The sequence below is a fragment of the Stenotrophomonas sp. LARHCG68 genome, assembly GCF_052871705.1.
Genome location: NZ_JBIXJV010000008.1, coordinates 151,448 through 165,170 on the forward strand (window position 1 = coordinate 151,448; position 13,723 = coordinate 165,170).

The 13,723-nt window shown below is 59.2% G+C and carries 10 protein-coding genes and 5 pseudogenes; 9 read left to right on the forward strand and 6 right to left on the reverse strand.

What is annotated here, in order from left to right; all coding sequences use genetic code 11:
- Positions 1 to 78 precede the first annotated feature (78 nt).
- Complete coding sequence (locus ACIPR8_RS19260) at positions 79 to 687, forward strand: class I SAM-dependent methyltransferase (RefSeq protein WP_446542057.1); 609 nt, start codon at positions 79 to 81, stop codon at positions 685 to 687.
- Between the two features lie 14 nt (positions 688 to 701).
- Here ACIPR8_RS19260 and ACIPR8_RS19265 read toward each other — a convergent pair whose 3' ends face one another.
- The 3 genes from ACIPR8_RS19265 to ACIPR8_RS19275 form a co-directional block, all read right to left on the reverse strand.
- On the reverse strand, positions 702 to 1,613 hold the full coding sequence (locus ACIPR8_RS19265) for an AraC family transcriptional regulator (protein WP_446542058.1): 912 nt from the start codon (positions 1,611 to 1,613) through the stop codon (positions 702 to 704).
- Positions 1,614 to 1,785: 172 nt separating this feature from the next.
- On the reverse strand, positions 1,786 to 3,144 hold the full coding sequence (locus tag ACIPR8_RS19270) for a sensor histidine kinase (protein WP_446542059.1): 1,359 nt from the start codon (positions 3,142 to 3,144) through the stop codon (positions 1,786 to 1,788).
- A 2-nt stretch (positions 3,145 to 3,146) separates the two neighbouring features.
- Positions 3,147 to 3,809: a response regulator gene (locus ACIPR8_RS19275; RefSeq protein ID WP_446542060.1), complete on the reverse strand. Its 663-nt coding sequence runs from the start codon at positions 3,807 to 3,809 to the stop codon at positions 3,147 to 3,149.
- Between the two features lie 212 nt (positions 3,810 to 4,021).
- Between ACIPR8_RS19275 and ACIPR8_RS19280 the strand changes: the two genes are divergently transcribed.
- From ACIPR8_RS19280 to ACIPR8_RS19310, 7 genes and pseudogenes are all read left to right on the forward strand, one after another.
- Complete coding sequence (locus ACIPR8_RS19280; RefSeq protein WP_446542072.1) at positions 4,022 to 4,369, forward strand: PepSY domain-containing protein; 348 nt, start codon at positions 4,022 to 4,024, stop codon at positions 4,367 to 4,369.
- A gap of 112 nt (positions 4,370 to 4,481) precedes the next feature.
- On the forward strand, positions 4,482 to 4,949 hold the full coding sequence (locus tag ACIPR8_RS19285; RefSeq protein ID WP_446542061.1) for a DUF2271 domain-containing protein: 468 nt from the start codon (positions 4,482 to 4,484) through the stop codon (positions 4,947 to 4,949).
- 29 nt (positions 4,950 to 4,978) lie between these two features.
- Entirely contained in the window at positions 4,979 to 7,192 is a 2,214-nt protein-coding gene (locus ACIPR8_RS19290) for a PepSY domain-containing protein (RefSeq protein WP_446542062.1), read from the forward strand.
- Positions 7,173 to 8,204 carry an FAD:protein FMN transferase gene (locus ACIPR8_RS19295; protein ID WP_446542063.1) on the forward strand — a complete coding sequence of 344 codons (1,032 nt, stop codon included), beginning with the start codon at positions 7,173 to 7,175 and terminating at the stop codon, positions 8,202 to 8,204. Before ACIPR8_RS19290 ends, ACIPR8_RS19295 begins: the two co-directional genes overlap by 20 nt.
- A 275-nt stretch (positions 8,205 to 8,479) precedes the next feature.
- Positions 8,480 to 8,638: pseudogene (locus ACIPR8_RS19300) on the forward strand (transposase); the annotation flags it as partial.
- Between the two features lie 60 nt (positions 8,639 to 8,698).
- A pseudogene (locus tag ACIPR8_RS19305) lies at positions 8,699 to 8,803 on the forward strand (IS5-like element ISCARN107 family transposase); the annotation flags it as partial.
- A 1,497-nt stretch (positions 8,804 to 10,300) separates the two neighbouring features.
- Complete coding sequence (locus ACIPR8_RS19310) at positions 10,301 to 10,504, forward strand: hypothetical protein (protein WP_446542064.1); 204 nt, start codon at positions 10,301 to 10,303, stop codon at positions 10,502 to 10,504.
- Here the strand turns inward: ACIPR8_RS19310 and ACIPR8_RS19315 are convergent.
- Positions 10,503 to 10,874: pseudogene (locus tag ACIPR8_RS19315) on the reverse strand (winged helix-turn-helix domain-containing protein); the annotation flags it as partial. The gene ACIPR8_RS19310 and the pseudogene ACIPR8_RS19315 overlap by 2 nt on opposite strands.
- 392 nt (positions 10,875 to 11,266) lie before the next feature.
- Here ACIPR8_RS19315 and ACIPR8_RS19320 point away from each other — a divergent pair.
- Positions 11,267 to 11,476 (forward strand): annotated as a pseudogene (locus ACIPR8_RS19320) (IS630 family transposase); the annotation flags it as partial.
- Here ACIPR8_RS19320 and ACIPR8_RS19325 read toward each other — a convergent pair.
- Positions 11,473 to 11,586, reverse strand: a pseudogene (locus ACIPR8_RS19325) (IS5/IS1182 family transposase); the annotation flags it as partial. The pseudogenes ACIPR8_RS19320 and ACIPR8_RS19325 overlap by 4 nt on opposite strands.
- A 444-nt stretch (positions 11,587 to 12,030) precedes the next feature.
- Complete coding sequence (locus ACIPR8_RS19330; RefSeq protein ID WP_446542065.1) at positions 12,031 to 13,182, reverse strand: diguanylate cyclase; 1,152 nt, start codon at positions 13,180 to 13,182, stop codon at positions 12,031 to 12,033.
- Positions 13,183 to 13,723 lie beyond the last annotated feature (541 nt).

Below are 13,723 nucleotides of genomic sequence, written 5' to 3' on the forward strand. Positions count from 1 at the left end.
TCACCTCATGCAGAAATAGGGCTGGGTGACACGCGAGGTGACGGACGACGATTCTTTAAGGCGTGGTACGCAAAGCCGTTGCAGATTGCCGCGCTGGCCCCTTCTGGGGCGGCGCTGGCAACGCTTATTACCCAAGAAATCCACCCAGGGATAGGCCAAGTTCTGGAGCTGGGGCCCGGGACTGGCGCGTTTACCCGCGCTGTCCTGGCGCGTGGTGTTCGACCATCAGCACTGACCTTGGTCGAGTACGAAGATGTGTTTGCTCAGCTTCTGAACGACCGGTTTCCCGAAGCTACGGTCATTCAGATGGATGCTTCCAAGCTGATCGGCGACATACGCTTTCGACAGGAGAATTTTGGCGCTGTGATTAGCGGCCTGCCGCTTCTTTCAATGAGGCCGCGCACGGTATTACGTATTCTCGCGGGATCGTTCGGAGCGCTTGGTCAAGGCGGGGTGTTTTATCAGTTTACTTATGGGTTTTCTTGTCCAATATCAAGAAAGATTCTTGATCGTCTTGGGCTTAAAGCGACTCGGATTGGCGGAACAGTGGCCAATTTCCCACCCGCATGGGTATACCGGATATCGAGGCGGTCCATGCCACGCAATCTTGGCATCAATAGCAGCCCTGTGAATGAGGCCAAGTGCATAAATTCTCGTTTGGAAAATGGCGACCTGCAAGGCATCTGAATTGCCAAATGAATCTATCCGGCAACCTGGCTGGCACGATAGTTCTTCGGGGAGCATTTCATGATGCGTTTGAAAGCATTGCTGAAGGCACTGTCGGATTCGTAGCCCAGGGTTTGTGCGATTGAGGAAATCGTAAGTTGACTGCTTCTCAGCGACTGCGCTGCAAGCTGCATACGCCAACGCGATACATATTCCAACGGCGGCAGACCGGCCACCTGTTTGAATCGCAACGCAAGCGTGGAGCGCGACACGCCGGCCACCTTCGCCAAACTCTCCAAGGTCCACCGCTTGGACGGATCGGAGTGTATCGCTTGGATCACTGTGCCGATGCGCGGTTCAGACAGCGCGGAGAGCCAGCTTGGCGTAGTACCGCCATCTTGAGCGAGGTGGATTCGCAATGCCTGCACCAGCATAAGATGACCGAGGTGCTGCGCCACAGATGTACTTCCCAGGACCGGGGAGGAGAGTTCGCAAACAAGACGTTGCAAAGTCCATTGCAAAACAGCGGCCTGATCGGAGTCGCTTTTGATGATCACCACCATCGGCAAGCTGTCGAGGAGGATGTCCGCACCATCACCAAAGGTGAAGCGGCCACCGATGAGAAAGCACTCTTCTATGTCGCCGTGGCGTGCAATGCCATTGACCGCGCCGCGATACAGATCTTCTGCATCGATAGCTGGCAATGAAAGATCGCTACCAATCAAGATAGGGTGCCCCCGGGAAACCAAAAAGCAGTCGCCCTGCTCCAGCCGTATGGGGTGATTCATTCCTTCCACGGCCAGCCAGCATGTTCCTTGGACCACGGCATTGAACTTGATGTTGTCGGGGGCTGGGAAGCGAATGGCCCAATCGCCACCCGCTCTCAGGCCACCAAAGAACAGGTTCTGATTGCTTAGCAACGAAAGAACTTCTGAGAGGGGATCCATGCGTGCATCTCGATAGACGACCGAACACTATTCTACTTCTGGCGCGGCGCCCAATGGGAGGAGTAGATGCAATGCGCCGAAAGCCGACAGGGGCTGGTGAGTCATGGCCTCTTTGAGATGCGTAGGGAAATCTAGTGCCATGAGCTAGAAGCTCCAAGAATTAATCTCAGTATCACCCTTGCCGCTGCCGAGTGGCGTCAAGGGGCAGGCTATCGATGGTTACCTGTAGTCCATCCTGCATTCCTGAAGCCGGTGAACTCAGTGTGAGGGAGGCTCCTGCGACGCGGACAATCGCTTCGACAATTGCGAGCCCAAGACCGCTGCCCTTGGCTGTCGTCAGGCCTCTCTCGAATGGCTTCATCAGGCGCGCGAGTTCGTCCTCGGTCAGCACCGGCCCGTGATTGATGATGCTCAGTTCACCGGTCTCTGATAGCGACACCCGTACAGGTTGCCCGGGCGTGCCGTGCTTGAGCGCATTGTCGACCAGATTGCGCGCAATGATCGCCAGCGCATCCGGGTCGATCCAAGACTGGATGGGTTGTTCGGGCAGGTCGAGCTGGAGCAGATTGGCGGCCCGTGCGGAGCGCCGGAAATCTTCGGCGACCAGTTCAAGCACAGGGCGCAGATCCTGCGGCGCATCGCCGAGCACCCGTCCGTTCTCGGCCTTCGAAAGCTGCATAAGGCTCTCGCTGAGTCGCGCCAAGCTGCGCAATGCACCTTCGATGTTCTGTACGCGCGCTTGGGCTTCAGCGCAGGACATCTCGGCCTTGAGGCGCTGCGTTTGTGCCAGAGCTGCCGCAATCGGTGTACGCAGCTCATGCGCGCTGTTGGCGGTGAAGCTGCGCTCTGCGGCCAGCGCGCGGTCGAGCCGCGCCATCAGGCCGTTAACCGCGTCGGCCACCGGCGCGATCTCTGTCGGTAACCCGCTCTTGTCGAGCGGCGTCAGGTCGCATTGCCCACGCGCAGCGATGGCGCCGCAGAACCGGTGTATGGGCCGTAGCCCTGCGCGAATGATCAGCCAAATGCCCCCAAGACCCGCGGGCAGGAACAAAGCAAGGACTTTGACGACAGCAATTGCTGCTTCGACCTGAGCCTGCTGGCGCGTGCCAAGGGGTTCGGCGATCGTCAGCGAGATCGACCCCTGCAGTCCCGGTTCGGTATAGATCCGGTGCGACGGCGTAGACGCGAAGCCCGGGGCCATGCCGAGCGGAAAGACTTCTGCACTGGCATCGTGCGATTGCAGCAGCAGTTTGCCTCGGTCGTCACGGACCACGTAGGTCAGCAGTTCGTCGTGCGCACGCACGGCTGCGATGCGACTGCTGCTGCCAGCATCACCCTCCGCTTCACGGCCGAGGATGTCCATGATGGCCAGCGGCAGCAGGCGCTGGGCCGTCTCCTGCAGCGCGCTGTCCGACATGCGATCAACTTCACGGCCCAACACGTAGTAGGATGCTACCGCCGTTGCACAGGACAGCACAATCAGGCCCACCAACAGTGCGGCCGCGAGTCGTCCTTGCAGGGCGCGCAACATGGTCAGTCTCGCTTGAGTCGATAACCGAGTCCGCGCAGGGTCTCGATGGCGGCATTGGCACCGAGTTTTTTGCGCAGCCGGCTCATATGGACCTCAATGGCATTGCTTCCTACCTCTTGGTTGAAGGAGTAGAGACATCCTTCGAGTCTGGCTTTAGAGACAATCATTTCCGGATGCTGGAGCAGCGCTTCGAGCAACGCCCATTCACTGGCCGTCAGATCGATATGGACCTCGCCGTACATCACGCGGTGCCCGACCATGTCGATGCGAAGTTCGCCGAGCGTTACCCATGGATTGGGATTGCCCGAATACCGGCGCGCCACCGCATGCACACGGGCGGACAGTTCAGACAGATCGAAAGGCTTGACGAGGTAGTCGTCGGCGCCGGCGTTTAGCCCGGCGATACGGGTCGAGACCTGATCGAGCGCGGTCAGAATGATGACGGGCACGCTGGAGGCGCCCGCGCGCAGTTCACGCAGAAAATCGAGCCCGCGACCGTCGGGAAGCAGTAGGTCGAGTAAAATCAGATCGTAGGTTGCCAGCGCGAGGTGGCGCCGCGCATCGGCGAGATTGGCCACGAAGTCCATCGGATGACCATCCTTTTCGATTTGGTCGCGCACCGCTTCTCCGAGCCACGGCTCATCCTCAATGAGAAGCACCCTCATTAAGTTATCCCCAGAGCATCAATGCTGTGATATTGCCACGCCAACCTGTCGTGGACATGAAGAAATATTTTGGGGTTCGCAAACTTCGCTTCAGGTTCGTGGCGCATTGTGGAGTCCAATCAAGCAAAAAGCGAATACACGAAATGAAGCGCCTTCGAGTCGAAATGGGAAAGGGCCTAGTACACGCACTATGGGTACTAGGCATCCTCATCATGGGCGCCCACCCAGTGCAAGCGCATGGTCGCGACGACTGCGAGGTTCCCATTAACCAATGGAAGCCACGTGACGCGGTCAGAGAGATGGCCAGGCAGAAGGGTTGGCAGATCGACAGGCTCAAGATTGATGACGGCTGCTACGAGATCAAGGGCTGCGACGGTGACGGCCGGCGCTTCAAGGCAAAAATCGATCCTGCCTCGCTCGAGATCGTACGCATAAAGGGCGAAGGCGACGGCCATGGCAAGGCGCGCCAGCGGGAATCGAATGCTGGCGGCCCCTCTGCTGAAACGCCGGTAGACGATCCAGCAACGTCGGGGACGAAGCCCCAGGCTGAAATTCGCTGAGTCCATTCACGTGGTCGCACCGGGCATCTATCACCAGCGGCACCACCCAGCAATGGGCGGCCGAGGGTCTGGATACGGCGGCCCTGTATCGGTCCCTTTCAGGAGAATTCATATGAAGAGCCTATTTCCCGTTGTCATGCTCTCGGGCGCGCTTGTCCTGCCGACGCTCACGTACGCACGCCAAGTGACGTTCGAGACGCAGTTGTCCAGCTATCGCGGAGACGGCGCGTATCTCGCCCTGTATCTCACCGACCGCACCGGGCAGTTGCAGCGCACATTGTGGGTGGCCGGGCCCAAGGCCAAGTACCACCGACAACTGCGAGACTGGTACCGGGCCGCGGGGAGCGCCGCAAAAGTGGACGGCATCACGGGTGCGAGCATCGGCGCAGGCAAGACACTGCGCGTGACGCTGGATCTGGCTGACACACTGATTGGCGCCGGCTATGAGGTACGCATCGATACCGCAGTCGAGGATATGAATGCGTATCCCGCCGAAGTGATCGTGCCGTTGACGACATCAGGTGCCGACAGACTGGTCCAGGGCAGCGGCTACGTGAAGTCGTTCCGCTATTCGTTGTAGGTCATCGAGAAAAGACAAGGAGGCGTTTGATGTTGCGTAAGCTCCATCTGTTCCCGGTGCTGATCGCAGGTCTGCTGATGACGATCATCGCTGTGTCGGGCGTGGTGTTGTCGGCGCAGCCAGCGCTCGAACACGTCGACGCCGTGAGGACCAGCCAGGCGTCAATGAGCGTTGCTACGCTCGCAAATCGCGTGACCACGCAACTTCCCGGCGCCGAAGCAATTGTGCGGCGACCTTCGGGGACGGTCATCGCGTATCACGAAACCGACGGCCAGCAGCGTGCGTCGGTCATTGATCCCACTACCGGCAAGGCAACTGGCGACTATGTGGCTTCGCCAGTGTGGCGATGGACGAAGAACCTGCATCGCAAGCTGTTCCTCGGCGATGCAGGCCGGATCGCAGCAGGTGTGACTGCCGCACTCATGCTGGTTGTCATCATGTCCGGGTTGGCATTGCTGGCGCGCCGCATGGGCGGATGGAAGCACCTGCTCGGTCGAGTCCGGGGCAGTGGGCTGCAGCGCGTGCATAACGAAACTGCGCGGGTGGCGTTTGCCGGGCTGACGCTATCAGCCGCGACGGGGCTTATCATGTCGACGACGACGTTTGGCTTGATACCGGAAGGTGACGGGCAGGAGGACCCCGCATTCAGCGTGCCGATGAGCACCGCGCCAGCGATACCGATGGGGCGGATGGCGGCATTGGATATCGACGTTTCGAGCCTGCATCAATTAACACTCCCCAACAGCGACAGCCCGGGCGAGGCCATGGAATTGGATACGGCGGGCGGTGTCGGGTATGTCGATCTGTCGACGGGACGGTGGCTTGCCTTTCAGCCCACTGATGGCTGGCAGCGCCTGCAGGCGCTTGTGCGCATGCTGCATACGGGTCAGGGGCTGTGGTGGCTTGGGCTGATGCTCGGTGCGGCATCGCTGTCGGTGCCGCTACTGGCCGTGACCGGCCTGTTGCTCTGGCTAGGCCGCAAGCGAGTCATGCCGAAGCTGGCTGGCAATGTCCCCGCCCGCGATGCAGACACTGTGCTGCTGGTAGGCACCGAGGGCAACACCACCTGGGGCTTTGCTTCAGCGCTGCATGGGGCGCTGACCAAGACAGGCTTGGGCGTGCATGCCGCGCCAATGAACGAGGTGGCCAACGGTTACCCCGGCATGAGGCGCCTGCTGGTTCTGACCGCGACCTATGGCGACGGAGATGCACCCGAAACCGCCACACGTTTCTTGCCCAGGCTCAAGCACCTGACAGTCCCGAGTGATACCGCCTTCACGGTGCTGGGCTTTGGGGACCGGCAGTTTCCGAGCTTCTGTGCCTATGCGCGTCAGGTGCACGACGCATTGGCCGACAGGGGATTCCAAGCGCTGGCCGGTCTAGGCACGGTGGATCGGCAGTCCGAGCCGGAATTCCGACTATGGTGCGCACAACTGGCCGAGACGCTTGGCGTCACGCTCGATCTCCATTACACCCCCTTGCTGCCGTCCACAACGCCACTCAAGCTCGTTTCGCGTGAGGACTATGGGCGAGAGGGATCTGATATGACGTCGGTCCTGCGCTTTGAGCGCGATGCGAGTGCGAGGCCGTGGGGGCGGTGGTTGCGCCCGCGCTTGCCCGCATTCGAAACAGGGGATCTGCTCGGCGTCGTGCCACCGGGGGCGACCGCACCTCGCTATTACTCGCTTGCCAGCGGGGCAGCGGACAGCGTGGTGGAGATTTGCGTGCGGCGCCTGCCCGACGGGGCCTGTTCCACCTATCTTACCGACTTACAGCCCGGCGAGACGATCGCGGCATTCATCCGTCCGCACACGCGCTTTCGGCCCGAGATGGGAAGCACACCCGTGATCCTGATCGGGGCCGGTACGGGGATTGGCCCGCTCATTGGCTTCATCCGACACAATGCGGCGCGCCGTCCGATGTTTCTGTATTTTGGAGCGCGTAACGTGGAGGATGGCTTCTTGTACCGTGAGGAGCTCGGCGGCCTTGTCGCTGACCGACGCTTGCAGGCCCTCAGGACAGCATTCTCGCGCTCGGGGGACCGGACCTACGTACAGGACCAACTGGTCGTCGATGCGCCGCGACTGCGCACGCTAGTGGCCCATGGGGCGCAGGTCATGGTGTGTGGCGGCCGCAAGATGGCAGAGGGTGTCGCTCAAGCATGGGAGCGCATCCTGACAGATACTGGCGCGTCCGTCGCGCAGCTCAGAGCGGAGGGACGGTATGTTGAAGACGTCTATTGAGAGGCTCAAGGACACTGAGCTCAAGCTTTACCGTGTCAGCGGCGAGACGATGGGGACACGGTATACGGCGACGTTCTACGCGTCGCCGCACATCGACGACAGGGAGGTGACGGCACGCCTTGCCGCCGCAGTGGGTGCCGTGGATGACCAGATGTCAAGCTGGAAAGACAACTCAGACCTGTCCCGGCTCAATCGCGCCAGTCAAGACTGTTGGGTGCCCGTCTCGGGCAATCTCGCGGCGCTGCTCATGCGGGCGCAGCAGATCGGCCGTGAGACGCATAATGCATTCAACATCGGCGTCGGCGATTTGGTCAATCAGTGGGGATTCGGACCTTCGAGCGGGGTGTCGTCGCACCTGAGCACTGGCAACTGCCTCGGTACAGCTTCCCGCCGGCCGGTGGATGATCTGATCGAGGTGGATGAGCATCGATGCCGCGTGCGCAAGCGTGGTCCCACTGTCCTCGATCTGTGTGGAATCGCCAAAGGGTTCGGCGTGGACGAACTGGGGCGTGTGTTGAGCGACTACGGCATCAGCGCTTGGCTGGTTGGTATCGATGGCGAGGTGTGTGCACATGGCGGCAAACCTGATGGATCGCCGTGGTCAATCGCACTGGAAGCACCGGACTATGACCAGCGTGCCACGATGGGCGTCATCGAGCTGACCGACGCTGCCATCGCGACGTCCGGCGACTACCGTCGCTGGACCGAAATCGACGGCGCGCGCATCTCTCACACAATGGACCCCAGGACCGGTACGCCACTGGCAAACGGCGTGGCCTCGGTCACGGTGGTGGCACGCACGTGCGCAGATGCAGATGCCTATGCGACGGCGCTGATGGTCCTCGGCGAACATGCCGGGCGGGACTACGCGCAGCAGCGTGGCCTTGATGCACTCTTGGTGGTGCGCGACGGTGAAGCACTGCGAACCGTGGGCGTTGGGTGCTTTACTGACGTGCAACCGGCGCGCGTGAGCTTGGTGCGCAGCGCTCCCGACTCAAGCCAGCCTCAATAGCTACTACGCTGCATTCCCAAGCAGCAGCTTGTCGAGTACATAGCCTGCATGGAAGGGCCGTTGATGGTATGCGCAATGTGCAGAAAAGAAGTGGGGGTGATGTCCCGAATAGGAATTGGTCCCAGAGTGTATCTATCGATGGCGCCTGCAATGAAGCGTGGATATGCAAGTGCTGTGAGAGGATGATTCAGAACCCGGTGGCGTCACAGGTCTGGACCGGCCAGGATTTCGTAGACATCTCAGAGCCATAATCAATGGAAGCGAGAGAGGTGTCTATGGCAAGCAAGCAGTACACGGATGAGTTCAAGGCCGAGGCGGTCAAGCAGGTTACCGAAAGAGGCTTTGCTGTGGCCGAGGTTGCCACGCGGCTGGGGGTCTCATCCCACAGCCTTTACCAATGGCTCCGCAAGGCCAAACGCGAGGCCCTGGCGGGGGTTCTACCCCGCTAACACGGACACTTCAGTTAAGCCCCATGATGGGGCAGGGGGAGTGCCGGGACGATTGTGGATGCCACGATCATCCATGCGCTCAGCTCGACCAAGAATGTCGACAAGGCCCGTGACCCGGAAATGCATCAGACTTGGAAAGGCAACCAGTGGTGTGTGTCACGAACACAGGCGGCAGACCTGTGGTGCTGTACTGAAGATGAGAGTAGGCCTCCCGGAACCGGCTTGCAGGAGCTGGCTTCAAACCACCCAGTGCTGCTGCGTTCAAAAGGCGCGGTGGTGAGCGACTGGGCGAAAGTCATCCCTTGAGGGGTGGCAGGTACGTATTGAGAAGATGAGCGAAAGCAAACCGTCCGACGACGCATCGCTATGCCTAAAGCGCTGTCAAAGCTGAGGTGGACCATTGGCTTCAGGACGAATCGGGGCGATACCTGTCTCCCGAAGTGAAGGTGGTCGGCGAGATGATTGGCGGCATCGGTCCTTGCCGATGCCGAGAACTGATGGTTCGATTCGTCCCAGAGGCGCACTTGGTGGCTCCAGGACAAACTTGTCCGGTGATGTGGCAGGCATCGCAAGGCTTGTCCGCTACGATGGGAGGCCTTGAATCACGGGAAACTGCTTCTTCGCGACGGCAACAGCACTCAAGGGGGGGGGGGCTTTGGAGGTCTGTTTGATCAGAAGTACGGTCATCTATCAGAAGCTTCTTGTGGGCAGAATGCGGGTGGCTGTCCTAGATACTGTGTTCAAGGGGAAACATGTCTATACTGCGTTAGGGGTGGGGCGCCAATCGGGCGCGTATCCATATGACGCTGAGACAGAGATGGCGCGAAGTGCTTTGCGCGCTCAGTCCCTGCACTTTCGAGCGCCGTGCTACAGGGAGGTACTAGTGGGTACGCCGTTCGCTGCTCTTGCTGTGGTGCATGATTCCCTCACCCGGGCGCGCCGACGGAATGCGGTCTTCTTTCTCTGTTCGAATGCGGAAATTCTGCGAATTGTGAGCGCCGTGTTGAAAGTCGCGCCATCATGACAAACTCGCCCAAGGAGTTCAGCTGGTTGTCAGTTCTATGGCGGGGCATTGAAACTTGGCCCCTATCGTTTCTGAAATAGCTTATCGACAAACGGTCGAGCTCTTGGCCCGCCTCGCATTTTCCTGCACCCGCCAAATAGCCTTGATCCTCGAGCGCTCTTCTCTCCTGGTTCCGTCAAATGTTCAGAGAACTGTGGGCACTGCCGGTGATGGTTCCCTGTCAACCCTCGGTAAGGTAGTGGCCCGATCAGCAGGGAGTCGCGGCTACGCGGTGTGTCAGGCGACACGACAAACTGCCCCCCCCGACGATATGAGGAATTGCCCCCTCATTGGCAGGAGGCCAGATGCAAGCAGAAATGTTAGCGCAAGCTGCGCGATCCGAACGGATGGAATGGAGCGCGGCGATGCAGGTACCGGAAGATGTGGAGGCGATGCTCAAACTGGCGTCGCTGGGATGGGGGGCAAGCGCATCGCCAGTGAATTGGGTTGCAGCCGCAATACGGTGCGACGGTACTTGCACCAAGGTAGCTGGTGGCTCTACGAGGCCGCGCCGCGGCCAAGCCGCTTGGCTGCGCATGCGGAGTGGCTCGCAGCCCAATTCCGCCAGCAGCGCGGCAACTGCGATGACGTTCGCCAGGAGCTGTTGCGCGAGCACGGCCGCCGTGCGTTTCGAGACGCCACCGGGCCAGCAGTTGCAGATCGACTTCGGCACTGTGCGTGTGCCAGTGGACGGCGAGCCGATGAAGGTTCACTTGTTCGTGGCGACGCTGGATTACTCCCGGCGCACCTTCGTTGCGATGTTCCTGCACGAGCGCCAGTCGGCCTGACGCGGCTTACCGGCGCTTGCCCCTTGGGCGCAAAGCCTCGCCCGCGCACGTCGTCGCTGCACAGGCCGCCCTCGTCGCCCCAGTGGATCTCGGCCCTCTCCTCGGCTTTGGCTCACGCTGCGATGGCAGGGCAGTCCTCGTCGAGCCACTTCTTGACGGCCACGGGCGACTGTTCGTAGGCCTTCTTCATCGACTTTTGCTGCGTGAAGCCGCAGCGTCCCAGGCACAACCTCATGGTGCGCACTTGCAGCCGGATGCCAAAGCACTGCTCGATGAGCTGCGAGACCGCTGCGCGCGTCCGCAGCGCGCAGGGCATCTTGAACTGTCGGGGTCTTGTCGGTGTGATCTTGCGCACCGTCGCTTCCCGAGCTGGCCGCGTAGTGCTCTCGGATCTTTTTCCACCAATCGAGTGTCTTCCTGTGCACGGGTACTGGGCCGACGAAGGAACCAGTTATGAAAGCCGCTGGACGACACCTTGATGCATCGGCACATCAACCGAACCCGGGTACTGGCTGCGGTGGCATTGGATCGCCTCGTACCTCAAGACGATTCCTTGGCGAAGAATGCCGCCACATCGCGCAGAAAATCCCGCTCCTTCGTGACCCGTGCCAGTTACCGAGCGCCAGGATCTCTTGGTCGCGGGCCACGCCGACACCAACGAACGATCTCTTGCCGTGAACGTCCAACTCCCGACGCCATCGGAACAACAAATTGGAACCAATATCCAAGTCTTGAGCTATTTGGCTGACGCTGGTGCTGTGAATCCGGGTCGACAACAAGCGCCACGGCCTGTCGATGATCTCCACCGTGACCAACAGGAGGCAGAAGCGCTGGCGTATTTTCGACGGAGTGCTCATCACGCGCATCCTGATCGACTTCCTGCGCCGGTTGATCGAGGACGCGAGCAAGAAGGTATTCCAGATCCCGGACAACCCGCGGGTGCTCTACGCTAAGCCCGTCAAGGGTTGGCTGAACCACTGTTGCATGAAATGAATGCCCAGCATGACCTGGACATCAAGGGGTTGTTGACCGCGTCGCCCGGCTCCGGGTGCGTAGGGCTGGATCAAGGTGAGCAGATCGGCTCAGGGCACCACCCGGCCCATGGCGTCCAGATCTCGGGCTTGCGGGTGCGCTTGCTGGAATTGCCAAGGGGCAGGCTGTGTTGCTTAATGGCGCCGGATCGTCGGAGATGCGGCCGCTCACCGCAAGCACTGCAGTGACTGATTCGTGAAGACTTTCCCTGGGGCGCCGACAGATCCAACTATAGCCGGTCTACGTCCAGACTGAAACTTGATCCGGGCAGGCGTGCTGCGAGCACTTGACAGTCAGGCGCAGCCCGGTCGCTCATTGGCGTACCGTTGGGCGAGCGCTGTTTCAGATTCGGGCACTATCGTGTTTTGACGACATTCTTCATAGTGGATTGATGCTTGTGTTGAGGTTGTTCGAAAATGGTCCGGAGAGCTATTGATAAGCTGCGCGTTTCGTCAATCGGCCAAGTCGTGTGCTCCGATATTTGCCATGTCGGATCAGGAGCTGATCGTTCTATTTCTTCCTGCGCGCTTGGCCTTGTATAGGCATATATCTGCCCTCTTTAGGATGTCCAACCAACATTCCCCAGCTGTTGCAGAGGCTACTCCAAAAGTCGCAGTAGCATGGATGTGCATTGAACCCACCGAGAAGACTGTGGTAGCGATGGCATTGCGTAGGCGTTCTGCGCATTCACTGGCCTCCTTCAAATTGGTGCCTGGGAGCCAGATGGCGAATTCTTCGCCTCCAATTCTGCTGGCAGAATCTCCACTGCGGATAGTTCTGCGTATAATGTCAGAAATCGTAGCCAGGATGCTGTCGCCAGCACTGTGACCAAAGGTGTCATTTATTTTCTTGAAGTGATCTATGTCGCATGCAATTAATGATCCTGGCATTAGTACCCCCGGAGTCATTGTGGGGCCGTTCATTTCGTGCATTAATCCACGCCGATTAAGTAACTGTGTCAGGGGGTCCAGATCCCGATCTTTGCGTAATTCATTCATGACGTCGGAGGTGCTGGCCGCTAAAATCGACAGCGCCAATGCTAATCCACTGATGGCTAGTGAAAATTGGAGTGAGTGCCAGAATGTGGAGTTTGCAAATGATTCCACGGTTGCCGGCGGTGGTAAGGTGGTGGTAAGGAGGGTACGAGGGATGAATAGAGCCCCACTTATTAGGAGTGTCCAAAATATTGCTCGGTCAGCGCAGCTGATGCGCGTGTGTGGCTGGATGCGAAGTGCTGTCGCCAATAATAAGAATCCATATCCGAAATTCTGAACGTAGATATGCGACAGGATGCTGAATTTCACATAATTAAAATACCACAGGGATACCATTATGATGGCGAAAAATGCAAGGCATAATGAATACTTGAGCGAAAGTTGATATCGCATCAATATTCCTTTGGAGGCTAGTATTGCGCTCGCCGTGTATAGTCCGCCCGACAACATGCTTTGAAGGCTGAGGTTTCCGTATGCAAGTAGGACTTGTGTGATGCCTCCCAAGGAAAATGCCATGTATGCGGCCATTATTAGAAGAAGATATTTTCTCTGGCGATCAATTGACCAGGCGAAAGCAAATGCAATGGCCAAGACAAATTGAATGCAAGGGGTAATCAGTGCGGGTACGATGCGGCCGATTTCGCCTTCCATTAGAATTCACCTATTTACATGAATGGGGCGGAGGGTGTGGTGCCTGGGCCCCAAAGGGATTGCTGGGTGGATCGGCTAGTAGAAATGTGCCCGGGTTTAGCGTCGGAGGCGGGGCGGGATGGTAAGTATACTGTTTGTTGGGCGCAGCTTCGGACATAGGGGCTTGGCGGCCATGTGCGGCATCCTTCAGGCGTCGCTTCAATGAGACTAGTTGCACGGCAGCAATCTCTGACTTTTGCCCCTCCATAGTCTGGAACGTCTAGAAGACTGTGGGCATGAACTTTAGGAAGCCATGGCAGGCAGGTCTCGCAGCTGCCGACGGTCAGGGCGACCATTGGCCGCGCCGATAAATGGACGGGGATGAGAGCAATCACATCTGTCTGGACGCATCGTTGCAAACCGAGTTTGTCAATGTGCAGGAGGATGCGCTTCGGGTGGCGAAGGCGGCATGCCAGCCGTCGGATGCCACTGCTGGCTTGTACAGAAACTTGGCTACGATGCAGGGTTGTGTTGTGTGTGGGGGGGGGGGGGGGGGGACATT